Source organism: Parviterribacter multiflagellatus, assembly GCF_056863265.1.
Genome location: NZ_JBXPIZ010000003.1, coordinates 143,740 through 168,884, shown reverse-complemented (window position 1 = coordinate 168,884; position 25,145 = coordinate 143,740). Strand labels below are relative to the sequence as shown.

The window sequence follows — 25,145 nt, the reverse complement described above, 5'->3', positions numbered from 1 at the left end:
ACGGTGTCCGGCGCGCGGGTGAGCGGGCATCACCTCGCGGGGTGAGGGACCGGTGACGGCGCGTCGCCGCGCGCCCGGCGCACCGCGTCGCGCACCGTGCCGTGCACGTGGTCCTCCCCCAGCGTGGCGAGCACGCCGCCGCGCGCGAGCTTGTCGAGCAGCCCCGCCTTGGCACGTGCCACCCGGACGTCCACGCCGGCGCCGCGGAGCGCCTGCACCAGCCGGTCGAGCGCGTCGAGCCCGGCCGTGTCGACGTGGGCGATCGCCTCCGCGTCCAGCACGAGCGCCCGCGGCTGCCCGGGCGCCGCCGCGAGCGCCTCGTGGACGCGGCCGCGGACGTAGCCGGCGTTGGCGAAGAAGAGCCGGTCGTCGAGCCGGTAGACGACGACGCCCGGCGTGACCGTCGCGTGCGGGTGCACGGCGACGTCCACGTACCGGCCCTGCCGCTCCGACCACCCGAGCACCGCGTCGTGCGGCCGCGCGCTGCGCCGGACGACGTCGAAGATCGCCAGCGCGACCGCGACGAGCACCGCCTCCAGCACGCCGACGACGATCACGCCGACCGCGGTGGTGAGCGCGAGCGCGGCCTCGACCCGGTCGGCCGTCCACAGCGCGCGCCACGCCGCCGGGTCGACCAGGCCGGCGGCCGCGACGACGATCGCGGCGCCGAGCACCGCGCTGGGGAGCTCGGCGATCGGGCCGGTGAGGACGAGCAGCACGACGAGCACCGCGACCGCCGCGACGAGCGCCGCGATCTGGCTCCGCCCGCCCATCGCGTCGTTGACCGCGGTCCGCGAGCCGCTCGCGCCGATCGGCATCCCCTGCGACAGGCCGGCCGCGGCGTTCGCCGCGCCCATCCCGAGCAGCTCCTGCCCGACGTCGACGTGCTCGGAGCGCGCGCCCGCGTACGAGCGCGCGGTGAGCACCTCGTCCGCGAACGCCACGAGGAAGATCCCGGCCGCGGCGGGCAGCAGCGCGAGGGCGTCGCCGGTGGAGACGTCGGGCAGGCCGAGCGCGGGGAGCCCGGCCTCGATGTCGCCGACCACGCGGACGCCGTGGGAGGCGAGGTCGAGCAGGTCGGAGAGCACGATGCCGGCGACGACGGCGACGAGCGCGGCCGGGATCGCGGGGCCGACGCGGCGGAGGACGAGGAGCAGCGCCACGGTCCCGGCGCCGAGCGCGAGCGTCGCCGCGTGCACGTCGCCGAGCTCCCGCGCGATCTCCTCCAGCTGGGGGATCGCGTTCGTCGCGTCGACGTCCAGCCCGAGGAGCTTGGGCAGCTGCGAGACGACGATGACGAGCGCGACCCCGTGGATGTAGCCCACGAGCACGGGGCGCGAGAAGTAGTCCGCGATCCACCCGATCCGCACGACGCGCGCAAGGACGAACAGCGCACCGACCGCGAGCGCGAGCAGCGCCGCGAGCGCGCCGGCCTCGGCGCTTCCCGCCTCCGCCCGCGGCAGCACCGCGGCGGCGACCAGCGCCGCGAGCGTCCCCTCCGGCCCCACGACGAGCGGCCGCGACGACCCCAGCAGCGCGTACCCGACCGCCGGCAGCAGCAGCGCGTACAGGCCGACGACCGGGCTGAGCCCCGCCAGCTCCGCGTACGCCATCCCCGACGGCACCGCCAGCGCCGCCACGGTGAGCCCCGCCGCCACGTCCCCGCGCGCGGCGCCCTTCCCGTATCCGCGCCCCGGCCGCACGTCCCGGCTGAGCGGCACCGCCCGCTCCAGCAGCGGCGCCTCCTCCCGCCCCCGGAACGCCTCCCCGCCCGCGTACGCCTCGCTCGCCGGCACGTCCCGCATGCGCGCCACGGTGCCCGGCGGGCGGGTGAGCGCCCCTCACCCGCGCGGGCGACCGGCTAGCGGATCGGGGGCGGGGTGCCGTGCGCGGAGGCGGGGAGCGCCGGGTCCCAGTCGCAGACCTCGCAGGCGTGGCGGAAGGCGGAGCGGACGAAGGCGAGCGCGGCCGCGTGAGGATCGCCGGTCGCGCGGGCGGCCTCGTGGTCGAGGAGGAACTCGCCGAGCGTGCCGTCCCAGCGGGCGGCGGCCGGCTCGAGCGTGCCCTCGGCGAAGCGGTCGGGCGCCGGGTGCGCGTAGGCGTAGAACGCGGGCTGCGGGTGGCGCGCGTCGCCGGGCCACCAGCCGACCGCGACCTCCTGCGAGTCCATCGCGTTGCGCATGATGAAGTCGTTCGACGGCGGCGCCGCGTGCTCGCCCGAGAAGAGGCTCACGGCGAGGTCGAACGAGCCCCACCACGCGTTGACCGGCGTCGACCGGCCGCGGTACGGCGCGCGGTACGCCGCCAGCACGAGCGCCGCGCGGGTCGCGGCGGCGAAGTACGGCCCGACCTGCGCCGGCTCGTACGTCGCGTGCTCGTCGTCCTCGTCGAGCGGCACCGTCCACGTCACCTCCTGCGGCGTCGGGTCGATCGTCACGTCGCCGGCGACCGCGCGCACCGCCGCGACCAGCTCCCGCGTCACCTCGCCCACCGGGCGGTGCGGCGTGAGCGGGATGCGCGCCGTGACGCCGCGCGCGCTGTGCTCGACGACCGCCTCGTGCGCGTGGAGGTCGAGCGCGACGACGACCGCGCCGGAGCCGTCCGGGGCGGGCAGTGGGTACGTCTCCCACCCGCGCGCGGTCAGGCGCAGCGCGGCGTGCTGGAGCTGCGGCTCGGGCGGCGCGAGCGCGACCGCGAGCTTGCCGAGCACCTGCGTGTGGGCGTGGAGCGTGTCGCACGTCGCGCGCCACGCGTCGTAGGGCGGGAGCGCGGGCCAGCTGGAGGGCATGCCGGCCACGCTACAACGGGCGTCACGCCGCGCCGGCCGGGGTGCGGAGGGGCGCTGCGCCACGTCGCCGGCGGACCGTCAAGCGGGCGCGGCCGGCCGTCGATCACCTCCTCGTGGACCGCCCTGCGCCGATGCCCGACCGCCCGCCGCTGCGGCGCTGGCCGTGGCTGCTCGCGCTCGCGGCGATCGGCGCCGTCCTCGTCGCCAGCGGCGTGTGGTTCGCGGCGCGGGAGGACGACGCGCGCGACGCGCGTGCTGCGGCGCTCGTGCTCGAGAACGAGCTGAGCGCCACGCGCGACTTCGGCACGGTGCTGCAGGGCAAGGTCGCCGAGGAGGACGTGCCGGGGCTGCTCCCGTTCGTCCAGGCCCGCGTCGGCCGCGCGCGCGAGCAGGCGCGCGTGCTGGTCGCGGTGTCCGGCGGCGACGCCGACGTCCGCGCGCTCGCCGACGCGCTGGCCCGGGCCGAGCGGGCCATGCGCGCGTACGCGCGGGACCGGTCGACGCTCGCGGGGATGGCGATCTGGCTCCACCTCGACCGCATCGCGACGCTCGCGCCCACGGTCGTCGCCGCGCAGGAGGACCGCTCCTCCGCCCTGGCGTGGCAGGCGCGCGCCGGCCAGCTCGTCCTCTTCGCCGCCGCGCTCGTCCTCGTGCTCGTCCTGCTGTCGTCGGCTCGGCGCGCGCTGCTCGCCCGCGCCGACGAGCACGCCGCGCACCTGCGCGACCTCGCCCTCCACGACGCCCTGACCGGCCTGCCGAACCGCCGCTCCTTCGAGCAGGACGCCGCGACGACCGCCGGCCCGGCCACCGTCGTCCTCTGCGACCTCGACGGCTTCAAGCGCTACAACGACCGCCACGGCCACGCCGCCGGCGACGCGCTCCTCGTCCGCGCGGGCGAGGCGCTGGCCGAGGCCGTCGGCGCCCGCGGCCGCGTCTACCGGCTCGGCGGCGACGAGCTCTGCGCCCTCGTCGACGCTCCCGACCCCGCGCTCGGCCGGCAGCTCGAGCGGGCGATCGCCGACCGCCTCGGCGCCTCCGGCGTGACCGGGAGCGCCGGCACCGCGCTCGTCCCGGCAGAAGCCGCCGACGTCACGGCCGGGCTGCGTCTGGCGGACGAGCGCATGTACGCGGCGAAGGCGCTCCGTCACGCCGCCGAGCCGCCGGACGGGAGCTTGCGCACCTCGACCAGCTCGAGCCCCAGCGCGGCGATCCGGTCGAGCAGCGCGTGCAGCTCGGCCTGGTCGGTGAGCGGCCCGTAGAGCACGGTCTCGACCCGCTGCACGTCGCTCTCCATCGGCCCGAAGGACTCGAGCACGGCGTCGCTGACGCGCCCGCGGATCCGGATCTCGTACGCGGAGCCGCCCATCACCACAGGAGGGTCGGACGGCGCCGGGTGACCTGGCATCACCCGGCGGGGTGAGGATCCTTCACAGCAGGCCGAGCTGCTGCGCGCGGACGACCGCCGCCCGCCGCGACGACACGCCCAGCTTGCGGTAGATCGAGCGCGTGTGGGTCTTGACGGTGTTGACCGAGACGTACAGCTCGGCCCCCATCTCGGTCGAGGACATGAGCGTCGGCAGCAGCCGCAGGACCTGCCGCTCGCGCTCGCTCAGCTCCTCGTCCAGCTCCGCGGAGCCGGGCCCCTGCGCGCGCACGAACCGGCCGAGCAGCTCGCCCGCCGCCGGCGCGTGGGGGCTGGGCGACTCGGCGTGGTGGGCGAGCTGCCGCCGGATGGTGGCCCCGCGGGCGAGGAAGGGCTGCCACACGCCCTCGGACCCGGCCAGCTCCAGCGCCGCCTCCAGCCCGCGCTCGGCGAGCCGCGGCTGCCCGACGGCCTGCCGCGCCGCGGCGGCGATCAGCTGCGCGTGGATGCGCTCGACCAGGTGCATGCCGGACAGCGGGTCGAGCAGCGGGTCGGCGCGCCGCGCGGCGGAGAGCGCGTCCCCGCCGACCAGCCGCGCGAGCGCCTCGTCGAGCGGCCGCGCGTGCGGGTCGTCGGAGCTGACCGGCCGCGGTCCGAGCGCAGCCAGCCAGCTCCCCAGGAGCGGCGCCTCGACGGCCTCATCGGCGACCGATCGGAGCAGCTTCGCCCCTTCGCCGCGGTCACCTCCGGCGACGTGCAGGTGCCCGCGCACGCCGCGGAGGGCCGCTGCCGCGACGGCGTCCCGCGCGGTGTGCGCGGCCGACGTCCCGACGTCCAGGAAGCCGTGCGCGCTCGTCGGCTCGTCGCGCAGGAAGGCGACGGCCGCGAGCGTCGCGTACGCCCACGCGGCGGCCGCGCGGGCTCCACGGTGGGCGTCGAGCAGCGCGACGGCGGCGTGCGCGTCGGCCTCCGCCCGCCCGATCCGTCCATCGAGGAGCGCCACCGCCGCCGACCGCGCGAGCGCATCGACGAGCGGGCGGTGGTGGCCGAGCTCCCGGGCTAGCACGATCGCCCCGTCGAGCGTGGCCTCCGCCGCCGCCCGCTCTCCCGCCGCGAACTCGGTCATCCCGACGTGGAACCGGGTCAGCAGCCGGAGCTGGTCGTCCAGGCGCCAGCGGGTCCGCCCGCCGTCGCCCGGCCGTTCGAGGATCGCCGCCGCGGCCCGGGCGCCGTCCGCGTCGCCCTCTGCGCGGGCCTGGAGGAGCGCGGCCATCGCCCCGACGAGCGAGGGCCCGCAGTCGACGCGGGCGAGGGCGCGAAGCGCATCCGCCGGCTCACCCGCGTCGAGGCAGGCCGCCGCGGCCGCGACCACCACGCGGCCGTCCGGCGGCAGCTGCCCGTCGGCGTCGACGAGCGTGCCGCGCGGCGGCGGGTCGAGGAGGAGGTCCACCCACCGGTCGCCGAGCAGGCGCGCGACCTGCCCGGGGTCGCGCGCGGCGACGAGGTGGCGGACCGCCTCGGATCCGTGCCCGGCCTCGACGAGCCACTCGGCCGCGCGCGCGTGCAGCGCGCGGACGGCCTCGGGCCCGCGCTGGGCCAGGCGGGAGCGCAGCAGCTCGAGCAGCAGCGCGTGGTAGCGGAACCAGTGGCCGTGGCCGTCGAGGGGGACGATCAGGCAGCCGCTGCGCTCCAGGTCGCGGAGCCGCTCCTCGCCGTCGTCGCGCCCGGTCAGCGCGTCGGCCAGCGGCCCGGTGACGCGGTCGACGACGCTCGTGCACACGAGCAGCTCGCGCGCGTCGTCGTCGAGCGCCTCCAGCAGCTCGCCCACGAGGTAGTCCGCGACGGCCCAGTCGTCGCCGGCGAACTCGGCGAGGAACCGCTCCGGGTCCTCCCCGCGCCGCAGCGCGAGCGCCGCCAGGCGCAGGCCGGCCGCCCACCCCTCGGTGCGGGCGACCAGCCTGGCCGTCTGCTCGTCCTGGAGCTCCAGGCCTGCCGCACGCAGGAGCGCGCCGGCCTCTACGGGGGTGAACGCGAGGTCGCGCGCCCGGATCTCCGCCACCTCGCCCGCGACACGTCGGCGCGGCAGCCCGAGCGCGGGTTCGGCCCGCCCGGCGACGACGAGGTGGATCGCGAACGGCAGGCAGTCGACGAGCGTCGCCACCGCGTCGGCCGCCAGCGCGCCGCCGTGGTCGAGGTCGTCGAGCACGAGTGTCGGCGCCGGCGCGCCCCCGGCGACCGCGTCGCCGACGGCGCGCACGACGCCGGACGCCGCGCCGGCGGGACGAGCGCGCGCGACGTCGATGCCCGTGGCGCTCAGCGCGGCCGCGACGTCCCGCCACAGCCTGCTCGGGTCCGCATGGGCCCTCCTGACGGTGAGCCAGGCGGCGCCGGAACGGCGCGCGAAGGCGCTGAGCAGCATCGTCTTGCCGGTCCCTGCCGGGCCGGTGACGACGGTGAGCGGCATCGCCGCGACCACCTCGTCCAGTCGACGATCGAGGCGCTCCCGCACGACCTCGAGCGGCCGGTCCGCACCGGCCGGCCCAGGCGACGACGGAAGGGCGCTCATGGCCCTGTCCTCCCACGGGGCATGCGCTCACAGGCTTTCGGACACGCGGGTGACCCCGCATCACCTACGGCGCGGTTTCACCTAGGTGAGCCCGGGACTCGCCCGCGCGCGCCACCCGCACCGCGTCGGCGCGCGAGCTGACGCCCAGCTTCCGGTAGATCGCCTTGACGTGGGTGTGGACGGTGTTGAACGAGACGTAGAGCGCGTCGGCGATCTCCCGCTCGGAGCGGCCGCTGTCGAGCATCCGCAGGACCGTGCGCTCGCGCTGGCTGAGGTCCTGCGGGCGCGGCGCGTCGTCCTGCGCCCCGCGCAGCCGCCGGCGCAGCTCGTCGACCTGCCGTGCGAGCGCGCCCGGCTCGGCGCACGTCTCCAGCGTCGCGTCGGCCTCGGCGACCGCGACCTCCGCGCCGTCGAGGTCGCGCGCGCTCAGCCGCACCTGCGCGAGCGCGATGAGCCCGTCGAGCACCTCCAGCGGCTGGCCGCCCTCCTTGCGCACGCGCACCGCGCGCTCCAGCCGCCCGAGCGCGTCCGCCGTCCGCCCGTGCGCCTCCAGCGCCAGCCCCATCGCCACGTCGACGTGCGGCGCGCTCGTGCGGAACTCCGTGGCGGCGTCGGCGGCGTCGGCCAGCTCGGCCAGCCGCAGCTGCTCGTCGCGGCGCTCGTGCCGGCCCTCGATCTGCGACAGCAGCGCGTAGGCGGCGGCGACGATGTCGTGCAGCTCCCACTGCTGCGCGAGCTCCAGCGCCTCGCGGCCCCACGCGGTCGCCTCGTCCAGCGCGTCGAGCTGGAAGAGCGCGCGGCCGAGCAGGAAGCAGCTCACCGGCCGCCACACGGAGTCCACGCCCTCCAGCTCGACGGCGCGGCGGGCCGAACGCGCGGCGGTGACGGCACGCCCCCAGGGGAAGCAGGCCTGCAGGACGTTGAACGCCGACTCGACCGAGCTGAGCCCGTCGGGGAGCGGCCCCTCCGCGCGGTCGGCCAGCGCGCGCACCTCGCGCAGCGCGCGGGCCGCCGGCTCGCGGTGGCCCGACATCGAGGCCAGCCACGCCTGGACGAGCAGCAGGCGCGCGCAGCCGCGGACGGTCTCGCGCGGGATGAGCGACAGCCACCCCTGCACGACGGCGACGCCGCCCTCCTCCCCGGCCAGGTACCAGTAGGCCGCGATCAGCTCCGCCGCGGCCAGGTGCTCCTCGGCCGCGGCCAGGTGGCCGATCGCCGGGCCGATCAGCTCCCGGTCGCGGTGCCAGGCGCCGGCTCGCAGGTGCAGCGCGCGCAGCTCGTCGGGGTGCAGCTCCTCCAGCTCGGCGCGCAGCAGGTCGCGCAGGAGCGGGTGCAGCTGGTACCAGCGGCGGCGGTCGTCCAGCGGGCGCAGGAGCAGCTGGCGGCGGAGCAGGTCCTCCAGCAGCGCGGTCGAGCCCTCCCGGTCGAGCAGCGCGTCGCACAGCGGCCCGGAGAGGCGGTCGACGAGCGAGATGCGCCGCAGCAGCTCGCGTTCGGGCCGGGTGTGCGCGGCCAGGACCTCCTCGCGCAGGAAGTCCGCGACGAGGCGGCTCGTCCCGCCGAACCCCGCGACGAGCGATGCGCGGTCGCCCGGGCCCTGCAGCGTGGTGGCCGCGAGCCGCAGCACCGCGGGCCACCCCTCGGTGCGCGACATGAGGACGCGCGCCTCGTCGGGCAGCAGCTCCTCGTCGCCTGCGGCTTGGGCGAGGAACTCGGCGCCCTCCTCCTCGGTCAGCCGCAGCTCGTCGGTCCCCAGCTCGGCGAGCTCCCCGCGGGCGCGCAGGGCGGCGAGCGGGAGCGGCGGCTGCGTGCGGCCGCTGAGGACGAGCTGCAGCTCGTGCGGGCCGTGCTCGACCAGCCAGGCGAGGCCGGCCAGCGCCTCGGTGCCGCGAAGCGCGTGGACGTCGTCGAGCACGAGCACCGCCGGCTCGCCGCCGACCAGGTCGTTGACGAGCGCGGCGAGCAGGCCGTCGAGGTCGCCGGGGGCCTCGGCCAGCCGCTGCGCCGCGCCGTCGAGCGTGTCGGGAGCCGCGAGCCGGAGCGCCTCGACCACGTGCCGCCACAGCGCGGCGGGCTCGACGTCGTGCTCGTCGAGCGTCACCCACGCGAACGGGCGGCGCACCTGCTCCTCGGCGCGCCACGCGGCGAGCAGCGTCGTCTTGCCGAACCCTGCCGGCGCCGCGAGCAGCGTCAGGCGCCGGTCGGCACCGCGCTGGAGCGCCTCCACGAGGCGCGGGCGGGAGAGGTGGTCCGGGGCAGGAGGAGGCGCACGGAGCTTGGTCGCCAGCACCGCAGGCGCACCCGTCGTCCCACTCCTCCCCGTCTCCGCTTGCTCCACCAGGCCGACTCCCCTACGACCACTGTGCGGAAGCAACCCTAGAGGAGGTTCTTCTACAAGAAACCAGTCTGTTGCGTAGTTGGCACTACCGGGTCAGGCGTGTCCTCCTGTAGCCCCGCCGCAGGACCCACAGCCCGAGCACCGCGACCGCGATCTGGATCGCGTTCTGCAGCGCGCCGTACAGCCAGGGCGAGACCTCCGACGGATCGGGGAGCACGCCGGTCTCGAGCGCCACCGCCTGCATCGACGTGCCGTCGAGCAGCACGGCGATCGCGAGCGCCGCTGCGGAGGACGCGTCCCACAGCGCGTGGAGCGTCACCGCCACGAGGAAGACGCCGGCCAGCAGCCACGAGGGGCGCAGCCGGTCGCCGCGGCGGACCGCGCCGGCGAACAGCGCGCCGCCGACCGCACCGGTCCACGCGCCATGGAGGAACGGCGCCTCCAGCCCGCGCAGCAGCTCGTTGCGCACGAGCGCGGTGAAGTCGAACTGCCCGTCGCCCATCGCCGCGTTCAGCGCGTAGCCCGCGCTCTCGAACGCCGCGAACCCGAACCCGACGGTCGCCCCGAGCAGGATGCCGTCGCGGGGCTCCAGGCGCGGGAGCCGCAGGGCCGCGCCCACCACGAGCAGGAGCTTGATCGTCTCCTCGATCACCGCGACCCACAGCGCCTCGATCGAGCGCCCCGGCAGGAGCCACGTCTCCATCGCCCCGGCGGCGACCAGCCCCGCCGTCCCCGCGACGACGAACGTCCGCGCGAGGAACGGGACGCTGAGCTGCGTGTGCTGGCGCCGCTCCCACCACCACTCGACGGCGACGACCGGCACGAGGAACGCGCCGAGCAGGATCACCGACGGCAGCAGGATCACGTCGTCGGTCGCCGCGAACGCCGCGACCGCGCAGCCCCACAGCGCGAGCCCGATCGCCAGCGTGGCCTTCCAGGCTCCTCGCTCTCCGACCAGCTGCGCACGCATCGCGGTGAGCGTGCCACGCCCGGCCGCGCCGCTCACCCGGGGCGGCGCAGGCGCTCGGAGATCTGCGCGCCACCGGTCGCGGCGAGCACCAGCGCGAACCCGGCCCCGACGAGCCACGTCAGCAGCGCGAAGGCCACGCCGATGATCCCGAACTGGTCGGCCGACGTCTCGACGGTGTGCGGCAGCCAGATGAGCCCGGCCCCGCCGTAGATCGTCATCGCGGTGCCGGTGAGCACGGCGGTCGGGACGAGCGCGTTCCAGTGGAGCCGCCTCCCGAGCAGGAGGTACGGCGTGCCGAGCCACAGCACCGACGCCAGCGCGAGCGACAGCACCGGCGTGCCGATGCTCGGGCCGCTGCCGGCGATCAGCGGCCGCACGGCGAGGTAGATCGCGACGAACACGAGCCACGCCAGGCCGTACGGCGTGCCGCGCATGCCGAGCTTCGGCAACCCGTGCGCCAGCTCGTACAGCCGCTGCATCGCGCGCGTGAACGAGAGCGCCGAGACGATGAGCAGCGCGACGCTGAGGAACGTGACGCTGCTCTCGACCGTGCCGGCGGGGGCGAACGCCTGCTCGACGCTCGCCGCCGACGCGCCGCTCAGCTCGAACCGCCGGATCAGCGTGTCCGCGAAGTCGCTGCTGTCGCGCCCGGGGACGATCGTCGCGTAGACGATCAGCAGCGGGAAGAGCGCGGTGAACGCCTGCCCGCCGAGCGCGGCCGCGCGGTCCACGCCCTGGATCTGGAGGAACCGCGTCGCCCAGTCCGTGAGGAACCGGACGGGCGCCCCGATGACCCCGGTCAGGAGCCGGCCGCCAGGACCTGATGCCGCAGCGCCGCGACCCATGCGAGGAGGAGGACGAGGACGAGGAGAGCGCCGGCGATCGTGCGCAGCGCCGGCAGGGGCGCCCACGCGACCAGCACCGCGAACGCGGCGACAGCGACGCCGTACGCGACGGCGGGCTCCTCGCGCAGGACCGGCGCCAGGCGCGTGCGGAGGACGGTCGCGCGGCGGCCCTGCGTCGAGAGCCAGCCGGCGAGCGCGACGAGCAGCCCGAGCACGGTCAGCCCGATCCCGCTGGTGCGCAGGAGGTCGGTGAGGATGTCGAACGCGTGCTGCGCGGCGATGCCGGTGCTGCCCGGCTGGGCGAGCGCGTCGACGACGACGCCGCCGAGCAGGCGCCGGGTCACCAGCACGAGCACGCCGGTGAGCGCGATCAGCAGCCCGACGGTCACCACCGTGCGCGCGCCGCGGCCCGGGGGCGCGCGCCAGACCGCGACCGCGTAGAGGACGAGCGCGAGCACCGGCAGGATCCAGGCGAGGACCTGGAGCAGGCGCGCGGCGGTCTGCGCCTGCTCGACCTCGTCGCTCGACAGGATCTCCAGCCGCGCGGCGGTGGGCGGGAGCGTCAGGCCGATCCGCTCGCCGACGCCGAGGCGCTCGCGCAGGCGGTCGGCGATCGGCTGCAGGTTCAGCGTGACCGTCCCGCCCTCGCGCCGGATGATCTCGTTGCCCGCCTCCTCGTCGGTGAGGAGCTTGACGAGCTTCTCGTGCGACAGGCGGTTCGCCTCGCGCCACAGGTCCTGCACCTGCTGCGTCTCGAGCAGCCGCTCGGTGAACCCGGGCGCGCGGTCGCGCACGAAGCCGGCGGCGACGGGGGCCAGCGGCTGCGCGACGGCGGGTAGGCGCGCCTGCAGCCGGTCCTCGACGTCGGCCGACGCGACGGCCTGGTCGGCGATGTACGCGGCGAGCGCGGTGCGGACCTCGTCGTCGTCGAGCAGCGCGACGCTCATGTCCGTCCACACGTCGGTCTGCAGCGCGACGCGGTCGGCGTACACGGCGACGGCGCCCACGAGCAGGCAGAGGGTCGCGAGCGTGAGGGCGAGCCGGCGCACGACGGCCACGCTCGTCCGCGCGCGGGTGAGCGCGCCTCACCCCGGCGTGTGACCCGCTCTGTGACGTCCGCCACAACACGATGACATCGATCCATGACACCGTGTCTGACGTCATGTGCGCTGCCACGCTGTCCCCCGACGCCGCCGCGCCGCTCGCGGCGCCGCCGTCGCCCGCCGGTCCGCTGGAGGACGGGCTCCAGCTGCCGCTCCCGCCGGCCATCGGCCTCCCCCGCACGCTGCAGGCGCTGCGGTTCAACCAGCGGCAGATCCAGCTGATGTTCAAGGCACGGCGGGAGCTGGGCGAGGTCTTCCGGATGGAGGGCACGATCCCGGGCGGCGTGGCGATCACGTCGCACCCCGACCACGTCAAGTCGCTCTTCACCGCGAAGGCGGAGCTCGCCCCGTCGATCACCGGCGAGTCGCCGTTGCGGCCGGTCGTCGGGCCGAACAGCGTGCTCACCGCGATCGGCCCGCGGCACATGCGCCAGCGCAAGCTGCTGCTGCCGTCGTTCCACGGCGAGGCGATCGCGCAGTACGTCGCGATGATCGAGGACGTCACCGAGCGCGAGATCTCGGCGTGGCCGGTCGGGGAGCCGATCGCGCTCGCGCCGCGCATGCAGGCGATCACGCTCGACGTGATCATGGCCGGCATCTTCGGCATCGGCGGCCAGCCGGCGAAGGGCACCGACGAGCGCCGGCTGCGCGAGGCCGTCCGCCACATCATGAACGCGTCGACGCACCCGCTCGCGCAGGTGACGGAGCTGCTGACGATCGGGCAGATGGAGGCGAAGGGCCCGCTGAAGGTCGTGCTCGACATCGTCGACCGGCCGCTGTTCGCGATCATCCGCGCGCGCCGCGAGGCCGCCGACCGCGGCGAGCGGCGCGACATCCTCTCGCTGCTGATCGACGCCCGGACCGAGGACGGCGAGGCGCTCACCGACCAGGAGCTGCGCGACGAGCTGCTCACGCTCGTGCTCGCCGGCCACGAGACGACGGCCAACCAGCTGGCGTGGGCGTGGGAGCGGCTGGTCCGCTTCCCGGACGCGCAGGCGCGGCTGGTCGAGACGGTGCGCGGGGGCGACGACGACGCCGCGAAGGCCGTGGTGGAGCAGACGATCCACGAGGCGATGCGCTCGCGCCCGGTCATCCCCATCATCGGCCGCCGGGTGACGGTGCCGTGGCGGCTGGGCGACTACGCCGTGCCCGCCGGGTCGGGCGTGTCGATGAGCATCCTGCTCCTGCACCACCGCGAGGACCTGTACCCCGAGCCGTTCGCGTTCCGCCCCGAGCGGTGGGAGGATCGCAAGCCCGGGACGTACGAGTGGATCCCGTTCGGCGGCGGCATCCGGCGGTGCCTCGGCGCGTCGCTGGCGATGGCGGAGATGCGGGTCGTGCTGGGCGAGATGGCGCGGCGGCTGGACCTCGACGCCGACGTGCCGGAGGCCGAGCACGCGGCGCACCGCAACGTGACGATGATCCCGAGCCGCGGTGGCCGGGTCGTCGTGCGCGCGCGCCGCGCGTGAGGTCTCGAGATCGCGCGAACGCGTGATGCGGCGGCCGCCGGCCGGTGGGACGGTCGCCGCACCATGCGCCACCACGACGACCTCGGCCGGCGGCTGCAGACGCTGCTGACCGGCACCCTGGAGTGCGCCTCGACGCTCGAGCGCGCGAACCTCGACACGGCCGCCGCCGCGCTGCGCCACCCCGCGGACGCGCTCGCGGCGCGGATGGACGCGCTCGGCGTGACGCCGCCCGCGACCGCCCCGGCGCCCGCGGCCGAGCCGGAGCCGCTGCCCGCGCTCCTCGCGCGCCTGGACGCGTTCGCGACGGTCTCCCGCGACCAGCTCGGCCCGCTCGGCGAGCGCGACCGCGCGAGCCAGGACGTCGCGATCGTCCTGACCGCGACGCTCGACCGCGAGCGCTGGTCGCTGCGCGACGTCCTCTACTGGCGGTAGCTCTCGACCACCGCGGCGTCGCGGACCTGCGCGCCGTCGGGGTCGGCGCCGGCGGCGCGGCGGGCGCGGCGCTGGCGCAGGAGGTCCCAGCACTGGTCGAGGTCGACCTTGATGGCCTGGAGGCGCTCGCGGTCGGCGCCGAGGGCGGCGTCGTCCTTCGCGTCGTCCTGCTCGCGGTGCTGGAGCTGGTGCTCCTCGTGGATGAGGCGCTCGATGCGGTCGAGGAGGGAGTCGTCGGTCATGGCGGGGAACCTCAGATCGTCGCGTGGTCGTGGGCGAGGTGGGCCAGCTGCACGCGCGAGTTGATGCCGAGCTTGGCGAACGCGTGGCGCAGGTGGGTGCTGACGGTGTGCGGGGAGACGAAGAGCTGCTCGGCCGCCTCGCGGTTCGTCGCGCCGGCCGCGATCAGGCGCGCGACCTGGCGCTCGGAGTCGGTGAGCGCGTCCCAGCCGGTTGCGGCGGCGGCGCGCGGCGCGGCGGCCCGGCGGCGGCGGACGCCCAGCGCGCGCAGGCGCCGGCGGACGCGCGCGGCGTCGTGCTCGGCGCCCGCGGCCACGAGCACCGTGAGCGCCTCGTCGAGCGCCGCGACGGCCTCGGCCTGCTCGCCGGCCTCGCCCGCGACCGCGCCGAGGTCCTCCAGCGCGGAGGCGAGCGCCAGCACGCGGGGCGAGCGGCGGAAGACGGCGACCGCGTCGTGCAGGTGCGTCCGCGCGAGCCCCAGGCTCCCCGACGCGGCGACGACCAGCCCCGCGGCATGGGCGGCGGCGCCGTCGAGCGTGGCGATGCCCGGGTTCGCGGCGGCGCGCGTGGCGACGTCCTCGGCCAGCTCCGCCGCGCGGACGGCGCCCGCGGCGTCCGCGGCCTGCAGGGCGGCGCGGACCGCGCGCGGCACGTCGGCGGGATCGTGCAGGCCGGTCGGGCGCTGGACGGCCGCCGGGAGCGCGTCACCGGTGACGTGCTCGCCGACCCGTGCGGCGACGAACCGCGCGACCGCGACGCCCAGGCTGCCCGTGTCGGCCTCGGCGTGCATGGTCAGCAGCGCCTCGGCCTCGGCGCGCGCGTCGCCCAGGCGACCGGCGTCGAGCAGCAGCAGGGACCGCGCCATCGTCCAGACGCGCAGCTCCCACTGGCGCCCGTCGCGGCTGGCGGCGTCGTTGCGGCGGGTGGCGTCGGCGAGCGCCTCGTCGACCCCGTCGCGCAGCCCGACGACCACGTCACGCCAGAGCTCGGGGATCGTCAGCGCCCGCGCGCCGGGCCCGCCGCGCTCGGCGGCCGCGACGGCCTGCTCGAGCCGCTCCAGCGCCTCGTCCCAGCGGTCGGCGCGGAAGGCCAGGAGCCCGAGCTCGGTCAGCGCGAGCACCTCCGCGGCGCCGTGGCCGGCGTCGCGCGCGACCGCCAGCGCCTCGTCCGCCGCCCGCGCGGCGTGCGCCATGTCGCCGCGCAGCCCGGTGGCGCGGGCGAGGATGGCGAGCAGCTCGGCACGCGTGGACGCCGCGACGCCCGCGAGCTCCAGGCCGCGCCGGCACTCGGCCTCGGCCGCGGCGACGTCGTGCAGCCCGAGCAGCTGCGCAAGGCCCGCCCGCACGCGCGCCTCCTCGTCCGGCGCGATGTGGCCGGTGAGCGCGCGGTCGGCGACGGCACGCGCCTCGTCGTGGCGCCCGACCTCGGCCAGCAGCGGGATCGTCTCCGCCGCGAGCGCCCCGAGGAGCCCGTCGTGCGGCCCGGCCAGCGAGATCGCGCGTACGCCTAGCTCGGCGGCCGCGCCCGGCGAGGTCGTCGCCAGCTCGCGCGCGGCGGCGCGCAGGACGTCGATCGTCGCGCGGTCGGCGGGCAGCGTCGCGACGAGCAGGTGGCGCGCGGCCTCGGCCGCGGTTCCCCCGCCCGCCAGCAGCGCCCCGGCGACCTGGCGGTGCAGCGCGTCGCGGACGGGCTTGGGGAGCGCGGCGTAGACGCCCTCGCGCAGCAGGTCGTGGCGGAACGCGAGCTCGTCGCCGTGCTCCGTGAGCAGGCCCGCCTGGAGCGCCTCGCGCAGCGGCGCGACGAGCGTGTGGGCCTGGCGGTCGAGCAGCTCGGCGAGCCGCAGCGCCGAGAAGCGCGGCCCGAGCACCGAGGCCAGCTCCACCGCCTCGCGCGCCGCGTCGCCGAGCCGCGCCAGCCGCGCGCCCATCGACTCGGCCACACGCGCCGGCAGCTCCACCGGGCCGTCGAGCCGCGCCTCGCCGTCCGCGACGACGACGCGCTCCTCCTCGGCCAGGCCGCGCAGCAGCTCGACGAGCAGGAACGGGTTGCCGCCCGCGCGCGCGGCCAGCTCCAGCACGCGCTCGTCGGGCGTCCCGCCCAGCACGTCGCCCGCCACGGCGGCGACCGCGTCCGGCTCCAGCGCGCCCAGCGACAGCACGTCGGCGGTCTCCAACGCGGCGGCGAGGCCGGCGTCGGGCCGCGCGGCCAGCAGCCACACGACGGGCCAGCCGGCGAGGCGCGGGATCAGCGTCCGCAGCGCCCAGCTCGTGGCGGGATCGGCCCACTGGAGGTCGTCGAGCGCGACGAGCAGCGGCCCGTCGAGCGCCGCGCGCTCCAGCGCGCCGTGCAGCTCCTCCAGCAGCCAGAAGCGGCCGTCGGGCGCGCCGGCGAGCTCGCGCAGCGCGGACGGGTCGAGCAGCCGCTCCTCGGCGCCGACGACCGCGCTCAGCAGCGGCCCGAGCGGCGTGCCCTCGTCGAGGTCGTGGGCGCTCGCGGTGAGCCGCCGGGCGCCCGCGCGGCGCGCCATCTCCAGCGCCTCGGCGACGATGCGGCTCTTGCCGATCCCGGCCGGGCCCTCGACGACCACGACGGCGCCGTGCCCCGCGGCGGCGGCGGCGAGACGCTCCCCGAGGAGCTCCAGCTCGGCGTCCCGGCCGCGCAGCCGGGGCTGGGTGGGGCGCGGCGGGTTGAGGGTCTGCATCGGCATGCCCGGCAGACTCGCGGCACGGCGCCCTTCCGGACATGCCCACGCACCCCCGGAGCACCCGCGAGATCCCCGACCCCGACGTAGGGGTAGCCCTACCTCCTGTTGCCGAACCGTTGCGATCCTTGAACCCATGCCGCTGTCCGTCCTCCTCATCGACGACGACCCCACGTTCCGCGCTCTGGCGCGGCGCGTCCTGAGCCGCGGGGGGCTCGACGTCGTGGGCGAGGCGGAGACCGCGGCGCAGGGTGCTGCGGCCGCGAGCGAGCTGCGGCCCGACGCGATGCTCGTCGACGTCGGCCTCCCCGACGGCGACGGGACGGCGCTGGCCGCGGAGCTGGCGGCGCTGCCCTGGAGCCCGCGCGTCGTGCTCACCTCGGTCGACGCCGACGCGACGAGCGACGAGGCGGCGCGCCGCAGCGGGATCCGCGGGTTCGTGCCCAAGCACGACCTGCCGGGCACGGGGCTCGATCTCCTCCTCGACGACTAGCGCGCGCACGCTAGGTTGACCGCCCGATGACGGCGATCAGCGTGGTGCTCGGCGAGGACGACGTCCTCCTACGTGAGGGGATCGCCCAGCTGCTCACCGCTGAGGGCTTTGAGGTGCTGGCCAAGGCCGGCGATGCGGAGGACTTCCTGCGCAAGGCACTTGCGCACCGCCCGGACGCGGTCGTGGTCGACGTGCAGATGCCGCCGGGCATGGGCGACGACGGGCTGCTCGCCGCGCTCGAGCTGCGCCAGCAACGGCCCGAGGTCGGCGTGCTCGTGCTCTCGCAGCACTACGAGGAGCGGTTCGCGCTCGACCTGATCGGCGACAAGCCCGAGGGCGTCGGCTACCTGCTCAAGGAGCGCGTCGGCGACGTCGAGGCGTTCACCGACGCCGTCCGCCGCGTCGCCCAGGGCGGCAGCGCGCTCGACCCCGAGGTCGTCGGGCGGATGCTCGGCCGGCGGCGCACGTCGCAGGGCCCGCTCGACGAGCTGAGCAAGCGCGAGCGCGAGGTGCTCGCCGTGATGGCCGAGGGCAAGTCGAACGCGGGGATCGCGGAGGCGCTGGTGGTCACCGAGGCCGCCGTCGAGAAGCACGTGACGGCGATCTTCTCCAAGCTGCAGATCAGGCCGCAGGCCGGCGATCACCGGCGGGTGCTGGCGGTCCTGACGTACCTGCGGAACGCGCGGTAGCGGCCGCGTCGCCGTCCGCCGCCGCCTCGTGCCCGGCCTCCGGTGGCGGGAGCGGGATGCGCGCGGCGACCCGCGTTCCCCCGCCCTCGCGCGGCGCGACGCTCAGCAGGCCGCCGACGACCTCCAGGCGGTCGCTCAGCCCGGTCAGCCCGTGCCCGTCGCCGCGGGCGCCACCGACGCCGTCATCGCACACCGCCACCCGCAGGACGCCGTCCTCGACCGTCGCGGTGACCTCTGCGCGCGTCGCGTGCGCGTGCTTCGCGACGTTCGTCAGCGCCTCGGCGACGACGAAGTACGCGGTCGCCTCGATGTCGCCGGGGAGCCGGCCCTCGGGCACGTCGACGTCGACCGCGATCGGCATGCGGTCGGCCAGCGCCTCGACGCCCGCGAGCAGGCCGCCGCGGGCCAGGACGGAGGGGATGATCCCGTGCGCCAGCTCGCGCAGCTCGGCGATCGCGCTCTCCGCGTGGCCGAGCGCCTCCTCGAGCATCGCGCGCGCCTCCGCGTCGTCCTGCCCGTTGCCGAACGCGCGGCGGGCGAGCTTGAGCGTCACGACCGTGTGGACGAGCCGTTGCTGCGCGCCGTCGTGCAGGTCGCGCACGACGCGCTTGCGCTCGGCGTCACCCGCGGCGACGACGCGGGCGCGCGACGCCTGGACCTCCTCGAGCCGGATGCGCTCGACGTCGCGCTGGCGCAGCTCGGCCTCCAGCCGCAGGCGGGCCTCGGCGTCGTCCGCGCGCAGGCGCGCGTTGTCGGCGATCACCGCGGCGACGATCGAGGTGACGAGCATGATCACGATCGCGACCAGGTCGTCGGCCTCCGCGCCGGTGAAGCCCGCGCTGGGGCTCGTGTGGAAGACGAACAGCGCGAACGCGCTGCCGAACGAGGTGAAGAGCCCGAGCCGCAGCCCCCACGTCGCGGCGACGATGAGGACGCCGAGCACGTAGAGCACGCCGCTGGAGACGCCGGGGTCGATCTCCTGCAGCGGGTAGATCACCACGGTGACCGCGGCGACGATGATCAGCGCGGCGGCGACGCCGGCGGTCGTGGAGCGCCCGAGGGTGGGCGAGGCGGTGGTCGGCGGGGCTTCCATGCGCGTCGGCATCCCACCCTGCCACATGGCCCCGTGAGTACGATCACGGAACGTGGGTTCCGGAGCCTCTCCTCTCGCCGGCGAGCCCTGGGCCGACCTCCCCGGGACGGCCAAGCGGGAGCGCCTGCTGGCCGCCGCCGAGCGGGTCTTCGCCGAGCACGGCCTCGACGCGCCGATGCCCGCCGTCGCGCGGGCCGCGGGCGCGGGCGTGGGGTCGCTCTACCGCCAGTTCGCGTCGAAGGAGGAGCTGATCCTGGCGCTCGCGGAGACGCACCTCGCACGCATCCAGGCGCTGCTCGCGCGTGCGCTGGAGGAGGCGGACGCCGGCCCGGCGCTCGAGCGCCTGCTGTGGGCGGTTCTCGGCGAGAGCGCGGCCGACGACGTGACGGCGCGGGCGCTGCGCCTCGCGACCTCCACCGACGACTCCCCGCTCCACGCCGCGCGCGAGGAGGTCCGCCGCACGCTCGACGTCCTCCTCGCCCGTGCGGTCGAGCAGGGCACCATCCGCCCCGACGCCAGCCGCCGCGACGTCGTCCTCGTGGTCACCGCGGCGCGCGCGGTGCGCGAGGTCGAGCCCGACGCGTGGCGCCGGATGGTCGAGCTCGCGCTCGACGGCCTGCGCGCCGGGTGAGGGAGGGCCCGGCGCGGGCCCGCGGGACGGATCACACGAACGTGCGATGCGGGGGTGAGGCGCCGCGGCGAGAGTGCCTGCCATGCCGACCGTCGCCCCCTTCCCCACCTTCACCGACACCGACACCGGCGCGCGGCTCCAGCGGCTGCTCGTCGCGACGCTCGATCTGCAGCTGAGCGTCAAGCAGGCCCACTGGAACCTCGCGGGCGCCGGGTTCCGCCCGATCCACCTGCAGCTCGACGAGATCTCCGACGGGCTGCGCGACCACGCGGACGAGCTGGCCGAGCGCGCCGTCACCGTCGGCACGCAGCCGGACGGGCGCAGCGCGACGGTCGCGGGCGACACGCCGCTCCCGCAGCTCCCCGCCGGGCGCCTCGACGTGCCGGACGCGGTCGGCGCGATCGCCGACGGGCTCGACGGGCTCGCCGCCCTCGCGCGGGCCGAGCTGACGCCGCTCGGCAACGCCGACCCGGCCTCCCAGGACGACGTGATCGCGCTGATCAAGTTCGTCGAGAAGGAGCGCTGGATGCTCCGCGCGTGGCTGGGCCAGGAGGGCTGAGCGATGAGCAGTCCGCACACCTTCACCGACACGAACGACAGCCTCGCGCTGCTCCTCAACGCCAGCCGCCGCTGGCCGCTGCTCACCGCGCAGGAGGAGATCGCGCTGGCCAAGCGCATCGAGCGCGGCGACCTCGTCGCCCGCGAGCGCCTCATCAACTCCAACATCCGCCTCGTCGTGTCGATCGCGCGGCGCTACCTCGGCCAGGGCCACCCGATGGCGGACCTGGTCCAGGACGGGATGCTCGGGCTGATCCGCGCGACGGAGAAGTTCGACTGGCGCCGCGGCTTCCGCTTCTCGACCTACGCCTCGCTGTGGATCCGCCAGTCGATCCAGCGCGGCGTGGAGAACACGGGCCGCACGGTCCGGGTCCCGGTGTACCTCTCGCAGCGCGTGCGCAAGATCGTGCGCGCCGAACGGGAGCTCGCGCTGGAGCTCGGCCGCGACCCGAGCGTCGAGGAGATCGCCGCCGCCACCGAGCTGTCCGTCGAGGACGTGCTCACCGCGCGCGCGGCGGACCGGCCGCCGGCGTCGCTCGATCGCCCCGTCGGCGACGACGGCGACACCACGATGGGCGCGCTCCTGCCGGCCGGCGAGGCCTCCCCGGAGGAGGTCACGACCGATCGCTGGCAGGAGCGCGCCATCGCCGAGGCGGTCGCGTCGCTGCCCGACAACGAGCGCCGCGTGATCGAGCTGCGCTTCGGCACCACCGGCGACGAGCACACGCTCGCCCGCGCGGGACGCGAGATCGGCCTGTCGGCCGAGCGCACCCGCCAGATCGAGGAGCGCGCGCTCCGCCGCCTCGCGTCGAGCAGCTCGCTGCGGCAGCTCGTCGAGGCCGCCTGACCCCTTCACCCACCCCGGAACCCAAGGACCCGAATGCCCTTCATCACGACCCCCGACGACGTCCAGATCTTCTACAAGGACTGGGGTCCCCGCGACGGCCAGCCGGTCGTCCTCAGCCACGGCTGGCCGCTCAGCTCCGACAGCTGGGAGTCCGCGCAGCTGCACCTGGCGACCAACGGCTTCCGCGCGATCGCCCACGACCGCCGCGGGCACGGCCGCTCGGAGCAGGTCTGGGACGGCAACGACATGGACCACTACGCCGACGACCTCGCGGCGCTGATCGAGCAGCTCGACCTCCGCGACGTCATCCTCGTCGGCTTCTCGACCGGCGGCGGCGAGGTGGCGCGCTACGTCGGCCGCCACGGCACCGACCGCGTGGCGAAGGTCGCGCTCGTGTCCGCGGTCCCGCCGTTCATGCTCAAGACCGACGACAACCCGGGCGGCGTCCCGCTCGAGGTCTTCGACGGCATCCGCGCGGACTCGCTCAAGGATCGCGCGCAGCTCTACCGCGACTTCGCGGAGGGCCCGTTCTTCGGCAACAACCGCCCGGGCTCCACCGTGTCGCAGGGCGCGCGCGACGAGTTCGTCCGCGAGGGCATGGCCGCGGGCGCGAAGAACACGTACGACTCGATCGCCGCGTTCAGCGCCACCGACATGCGCCCGGACCTCGCGAAGTTCGACGTCCCGACGCTCGTCATCCACGGCGACGACGACCAGGTCGTCCCGTACGAGGTCGGCGGCAAGGCGTCCGCGGCGCTTGTCGCGGGGGCGGAGCTGAAGACGTACGCGGGCGCGCCGCACGGCCTGTCCGAGACGCACAAGGAGCGGCTCCACGCCGACCTCCTCGCGTTCGCGCGCGCGGCGGTCCCGGCGGCGGCGTAGCGCTTCGGCGGGAGGCGCGCACGCCGCGTGGCCTCCCGCCGGCATCGACGGTCTGGCGATGTGGACGAGTCAGGGGACTTATAGTCCGTCGTCTTATACGTACCGGTCCGTCACCGTCCCGCGCCGTGGCGGTGCGCTCCTCCGAGCACGAAGCGCTCGGTCGGGCGCTGCGCGACCTCCGCGCCGAGCGCGGCATGGCGCAGATGGAGCTCGCGCTCGAATCGGGGCTCGACCGGACGTACGTCGGCGGGATCGAGCGCGGCGAGCGGAACCCGAGCTACACGAGCCTGCGGCGGATCGCCGCGGTGCTCGACGTCCCGGTGTCGACGTGGCTCGCGCGCGCGGAGGAGATCGAGCGCGGCCGGCGCGGCGGAGCGGGCTGACTAGCGGCCGGCGAGCAACGACGCGGCCTTGGCCAGGCGCGAGGTGCGCTCCAGACCCGCGCGCTCGCGCCGGTCCGCCGCGCGGTAGAGCCCGTAGACGAGGTGCGCGCCGATGAAGCGCAGCGGCTCGGGCTCCCACTTGCGGGCCGTCCGGCCGACCCACGGCAGCAGCGTGCGCGGGGTCTGGCGGCCGAGGACCAGGTCGGCGAGCGTGCGGCCCGCGAGGTTCGCGGTCGCGACCCCGTTGCCGACGTAGCCGCCCGCGATGCCGACGCGCGTGTCGTGGTCGACCCGCACCATCGGCGACCAGTCGCGCGGGACGCCGAGGACGCCGCACCACGCGTGCTCCACCGCGGCGCCCGCGGCCGCCGGGAACATGTCGTGGAGGATCCCGACGAGCTGGGCGATCGTGCGCTCCTGCGTCACGCCGTTCACGTCCGTCCGCGACCCGAACCGGTAGGGCACGCCACGGCCGCCGAGCGCGATCCGCCCGTCCGCCGTCCGCTGCGCGTACATGTACGCGTGCGCGCCGTCGCCGAGCAGCTCGCACCCCTCCCAGCCGATCTGCCGCCACGCCGCGTCGCTCAGCGGCTCGGTGACGACCATCGCCGAGTTGAGCGGGATCCAGTCGCGGCGGTGGCCGGCGAGCGTGCGCGTGAAGCCCTCCAGGCAGATGAGGACGTGGCCGGCGGTGACGTCGCCGCGGGCGGTCCGCGCGATGCCGGGATCGACCTGCGTGACCTCGGTCCCCTCGTAGATGCGCACGCCGAGCCGCTCGACCGCCGCCGCCAGGCCCTGGACGAGCTTGGCCGGCTGCACCCGCGCGCAGTGCGGGCTGAAGAGCGCGCCGGTCGCGTCCGCCACGCGCACGCGCTCTGCCAGCGCCGCGGCGTCGAGCTCGACCACGTCGGGCGCGGTCAGCCCCCAGCGGGCGTCCTCGTCGCGCTCGTGCTCCAGGCGCGCCTGCTGCGCCGGCCCGCGGGCGACGTGGAGGACGCCGCTCTTGACGATGTCCGCGTCGATCTCCTCGCGCGCGCACACGTCGATCACCTCGTCGACGGTGTCCTGCATCGTCCGCTGGAGCGCGATGACCGCGTCGCGGCCCTTCGCCGCGGCGAGCTTCTCGCGCGAGGCCGAGAACGCGGACGAGAGCCAGCCGCCGTTGCGGCCCGAGGCGCCGAAGCCGGCGAACTCGCGCTCCAGCACCACGACGTCGAGCTCGGGGCGCTGCGTCTTGAGGTAGTACGCGGCCCATAGGCCGGTGAACCCGCCGCCGACGATGGCCACGTCAGCGGTGCGGGGGCCGTCGAGCGCCGGGCGGCGCCCCGGGGTCGAGGTGCTGGCGTACCAGTACGAGATGTCGCCGTTGCGGCGCGCTGCGCTCATCTCAGGAAGGAGTAGCGGGCGGCGGCGAACGGCGTCACGGGCGAGGCGTCTAGTGGTGGGCGGTGGCGACGCGACACGTTGTCGCCACGCGGAGGTTCCCGCCCCAGCCGCCGGCGAGGACCGCGGCGCCGAGGAACGCGGCGCCGGCGACAGCGAACGACGCGGTCGGCTCCAGCGCGCCCGCGATCGCCCCCGCGATGGTCGAGCCGAGCGCGATGCCGGCGGTGATGGCCGACGTCTCCCACGTGAACGCCTCGGTCAGCGTCTCGGGCGCGGCGACGTCGGCCATCAGCCCGTAGAGGACGCCGAACAGCGGGGCGACGGCCGCGCCCGCGAGGACCAGGCCGGCACCGAGCAGCCACAGGTCGGTCGCGGCGACGAGCGCCAGCGACGTGATGCCGAGGACGGTGAGGAACGCGAGCGCCGCGCGGGTCTGGTCGAGGCCCGCGCCGCGGCGCGCCCACACGAGGCCGCCGGCGAAGCTGCCGACGCCCCAGAGCGCGAAGAGGATGCCCGCGCTGCCGGACGCGTGCTCCTCCTCGGCCCCGGTGACGATGCCGATCTCGGTCGCGCCGAACGCGATGCCCATCAGCGCCGAGATGACGAGCAGCACGCGGATGCTGGGGTCGGCGAGCGGGCTGCGGGCGGGGGCCGGGGTGGGGTTCGCCTCGGTCGTGACCTGCGAGGTGCCGGCCGCGCCGCCGAGCCGGCGGGTCTCCGGCAGGGCGGCGAAGACGAGCGCGGTGCCGCCGAGCAGGGCGCCGGTGACGACGAGCGCGGACGCGGGGGTGCTCGCGGTCGCCACGGCGATCAGCAGCAGCGGGCCGGACATGAACGCGAGCTCCTGCAGCGAGGCGTCGAGCGTCACGAGCGCGCCGAACCGCGGCTTGTCGAGCATGCGCCGCCAGAGCACCCGGACGCACGAGCCGACCGGCGGCTGCGTGGCGCCGATCGCCAGGGCGACGAGGAGGAAGAGGGGCGCGGGGGTGCTCTCGGGGAGCAGCGCGAAGGCCGTGGTGCACGCCATCACGGCCAGGCCGGACCAGACGAGGACCGGCGCCTGGCCGGTGCGGTCGATGAGGCGCCCGAGCGCCGGGGAGCCGAACGCCATACCCAGCGCGCACGCGCCGCTGCACGCGCCGGCGAGCGCGTAGGAGTGGTCCAGGTCGCGGACCTCGAGGACGAGCAGGAGGCCGATCGCGGAGAGCGGGACGCGTGCGAGCAGCGCGAGGAGGAGCGTCCGGAGAACGCCCTGCGCGCGCACGAGGTCCAGCGTGTCGACCCTCACCACCAGAGCATCGGCGGTACAGATGTACCGGTCCACGGTCGTTCCGTCTCGGAGCTCGCGCTTCGAGACGACGAGATGTC

At 76.4% G+C, this 25,145-nt stretch carries 22 protein-coding genes and 1 pseudogene; 10 read left to right on the top strand and 13 right to left on the bottom strand.

Features of this window, described 5'->3' with window-relative positions; genetic code table 11:
- Positions 1–29 precede the first annotated feature (29 nt).
- Together AC1UE5_RS07625 and AC1UE5_RS07620 are read right to left on the bottom strand one after the other, a co-directional pair.
- Positions 30–1,805, bottom strand: a complete 1,776-nt coding sequence (locus AC1UE5_RS07625) for a SulP family inorganic anion transporter (protein ID WP_482921784.1) — start codon at positions 1,803–1,805, stop codon at positions 30–32.
- Positions 1,806–1,861: 56 nt separating this feature from the next.
- Positions 1,862–2,788, bottom strand: a complete 927-nt coding sequence (locus AC1UE5_RS07620; protein WP_482921782.1) for a DUF5996 family protein — start codon at positions 2,786–2,788, stop codon at positions 1,862–1,864.
- 131 nt (positions 2,789–2,919) lie between these two features.
- Between AC1UE5_RS07620 and AC1UE5_RS07615 the strand changes: the two are divergent.
- Positions 2,920–3,915: pseudogene (locus AC1UE5_RS07615) on the top strand (GGDEF domain-containing protein); the annotation flags it as partial.
- A gap of 17 nt (positions 3,916–3,932) precedes the next feature.
- On the opposite strand, the gene AC1UE5_RS07610 reads toward AC1UE5_RS07615, so the two are convergent.
- From AC1UE5_RS07610 to AC1UE5_RS07585, 6 genes are all read right to left on the bottom strand, one after another.
- Positions 3,933–4,154 (bottom strand): DUF8691 family protein, encoded by a 222-nt coding sequence (locus AC1UE5_RS07610; RefSeq protein ID WP_482921780.1) that lies wholly within the window; start codon positions 4,152–4,154, stop codon positions 3,933–3,935.
- Between the two features lie 61 nt (positions 4,155–4,215).
- A complete protein-coding gene (locus AC1UE5_RS07605) occupies positions 4,216–6,717 on the bottom strand; it encodes a winged helix-turn-helix domain-containing protein (protein ID WP_482921778.1) in 2,502 nt (833 codons plus the stop codon).
- A gap of 64 nt (positions 6,718–6,781) precedes the next feature.
- Complete coding sequence (locus AC1UE5_RS07600; RefSeq protein WP_482921776.1) at positions 6,782–9,055, bottom strand: winged helix-turn-helix domain-containing protein; 2,274 nt, start codon at positions 9,053–9,055, stop codon at positions 6,782–6,784.
- Between the two features lie 85 nt (positions 9,056–9,140).
- On the bottom strand, positions 9,141–10,025 hold the full coding sequence (locus tag AC1UE5_RS07595) for a PrsW family intramembrane metalloprotease (RefSeq protein WP_482921774.1): 885 nt from the start codon (positions 10,023–10,025) through the stop codon (positions 9,141–9,143).
- A gap of 32 nt (positions 10,026–10,057) precedes the next feature.
- A complete protein-coding gene (locus AC1UE5_RS07590) occupies positions 10,058–10,870 on the bottom strand; it encodes a YhjD/YihY/BrkB family envelope integrity protein (RefSeq protein ID WP_482921772.1) in 813 nt (270 codons plus the stop codon).
- Positions 10,825–11,919, bottom strand: a complete 1,095-nt coding sequence (locus tag AC1UE5_RS07585) for a hypothetical protein (RefSeq protein WP_482921770.1) — start codon at positions 11,917–11,919, stop codon at positions 10,825–10,827. Before AC1UE5_RS07585 ends, AC1UE5_RS07590 begins: the two co-directional genes overlap by 46 nt.
- A gap of 113 nt (positions 11,920–12,032) precedes the next feature.
- On the opposite strand from AC1UE5_RS07585, the gene AC1UE5_RS07580 reads away from it, so the two are divergent.
- Together AC1UE5_RS07580 and AC1UE5_RS07575 are read left to right on the top strand one after the other, a co-directional pair.
- On the top strand, positions 12,033–13,442 hold the full coding sequence (locus tag AC1UE5_RS07580; protein ID WP_482921768.1) for a cytochrome P450: 1,410 nt from the start codon (positions 12,033–12,035) through the stop codon (positions 13,440–13,442).
- A 63-nt stretch (positions 13,443–13,505) separates the two neighbouring features.
- Positions 13,506–13,874, top strand: a complete 369-nt coding sequence (locus tag AC1UE5_RS07575; RefSeq protein WP_482921766.1) for a hypothetical protein — start codon at positions 13,506–13,508, stop codon at positions 13,872–13,874.
- Here the strand turns inward: AC1UE5_RS07575 and AC1UE5_RS07570 are convergent.
- Both AC1UE5_RS07570 and AC1UE5_RS07565 read right to left on the bottom strand, forming a co-directional pair.
- Complete coding sequence (locus tag AC1UE5_RS07570) at positions 13,862–14,116, bottom strand: DUF2630 family protein (RefSeq protein WP_482921764.1); 255 nt, start codon at positions 14,114–14,116, stop codon at positions 13,862–13,864. The genes AC1UE5_RS07575 and AC1UE5_RS07570 overlap by 13 nt on opposite strands.
- An 11-nt stretch (positions 14,117–14,127) precedes the next feature.
- Positions 14,128–16,821 (bottom strand): ATP-binding protein, encoded by a 2,694-nt coding sequence (locus AC1UE5_RS07565; protein ID WP_482921762.1) that lies wholly within the window; start codon positions 16,819–16,821, stop codon positions 14,128–14,130.
- 130 nt (positions 16,822–16,951) lie between these two features.
- On the opposite strand from AC1UE5_RS07565, the gene AC1UE5_RS07560 reads away from it, so the two are divergent.
- A complete protein-coding gene (locus AC1UE5_RS07560; RefSeq protein WP_482921760.1) occupies positions 16,952–17,308 on the top strand; it encodes a response regulator in 357 nt (118 codons plus the stop codon).
- Positions 17,309–17,334: 26 nt separating this feature from the next.
- Positions 17,335–17,997, top strand: a complete 663-nt coding sequence (locus AC1UE5_RS07555) for a response regulator transcription factor (protein ID WP_482921758.1) — start codon at positions 17,335–17,337, stop codon at positions 17,995–17,997.
- On the opposite strand, the gene AC1UE5_RS07550 is transcribed toward AC1UE5_RS07555, so the two are convergent.
- Complete coding sequence (locus tag AC1UE5_RS07550) at positions 17,930–19,090, bottom strand: ATP-binding protein (protein ID WP_482921756.1); 1,161 nt, start codon at positions 19,088–19,090, stop codon at positions 17,930–17,932. The two genes, AC1UE5_RS07555 and AC1UE5_RS07550, sit on opposite strands and share 68 nt — an antisense overlap.
- A 52-nt stretch (positions 19,091–19,142) precedes the next feature.
- Between AC1UE5_RS07550 and AC1UE5_RS07545 the strand changes: the two genes are divergently transcribed.
- The 5 genes from AC1UE5_RS07545 to AC1UE5_RS07525 all read left to right on the top strand — a co-directional run bounded on the left by AC1UE5_RS07545 (position 19,143) and on the right by AC1UE5_RS07525 (position 22,391).
- Positions 19,143–19,721 (top strand): TetR/AcrR family transcriptional regulator, encoded by a 579-nt coding sequence (locus AC1UE5_RS07545; protein ID WP_482921754.1) that lies wholly within the window; start codon positions 19,143–19,145, stop codon positions 19,719–19,721.
- Between the two features lie 82 nt (positions 19,722–19,803).
- On the top strand, positions 19,804–20,280 hold the full coding sequence (locus AC1UE5_RS07540) for a Dps family protein (protein WP_482921752.1): 477 nt from the start codon (positions 19,804–19,806) through the stop codon (positions 20,278–20,280).
- Between the two features lie 3 nt (positions 20,281–20,283).
- Positions 20,284–21,126: a sigma-70 family RNA polymerase sigma factor gene (locus AC1UE5_RS07535; protein WP_482921750.1), complete on the top strand. Its 843-nt coding sequence runs from the start codon at positions 20,284–20,286 to the stop codon at positions 21,124–21,126.
- A 33-nt stretch (positions 21,127–21,159) separates the two neighbouring features.
- Complete coding sequence (locus AC1UE5_RS07530; RefSeq protein WP_482921748.1) at positions 21,160–22,008, top strand: alpha/beta fold hydrolase; 849 nt, start codon at positions 21,160–21,162, stop codon at positions 22,006–22,008.
- Between the two features lie 125 nt (positions 22,009–22,133).
- On the top strand, positions 22,134–22,391 hold the full coding sequence (locus tag AC1UE5_RS07525; protein ID WP_482921746.1) for a helix-turn-helix domain-containing protein: 258 nt from the start codon (positions 22,134–22,136) through the stop codon (positions 22,389–22,391).
- Here AC1UE5_RS07525 and AC1UE5_RS07520 read toward each other — a convergent pair whose 3' ends face one another.
- A complete protein-coding gene (locus AC1UE5_RS07520; RefSeq protein ID WP_482921744.1) occupies positions 22,392–23,777 on the bottom strand; it encodes an NAD(P)/FAD-dependent oxidoreductase in 1,386 nt (461 codons plus the stop codon).
- 49 nt (positions 23,778–23,826) lie between these two features.
- Entirely contained in the window at positions 23,827–25,065 is a 1,239-nt protein-coding gene (locus tag AC1UE5_RS07515; protein WP_482921742.1) for an MFS transporter, read from the bottom strand.
- Between the last annotated feature and the right edge of the window lie 80 nt (positions 25,066–25,145).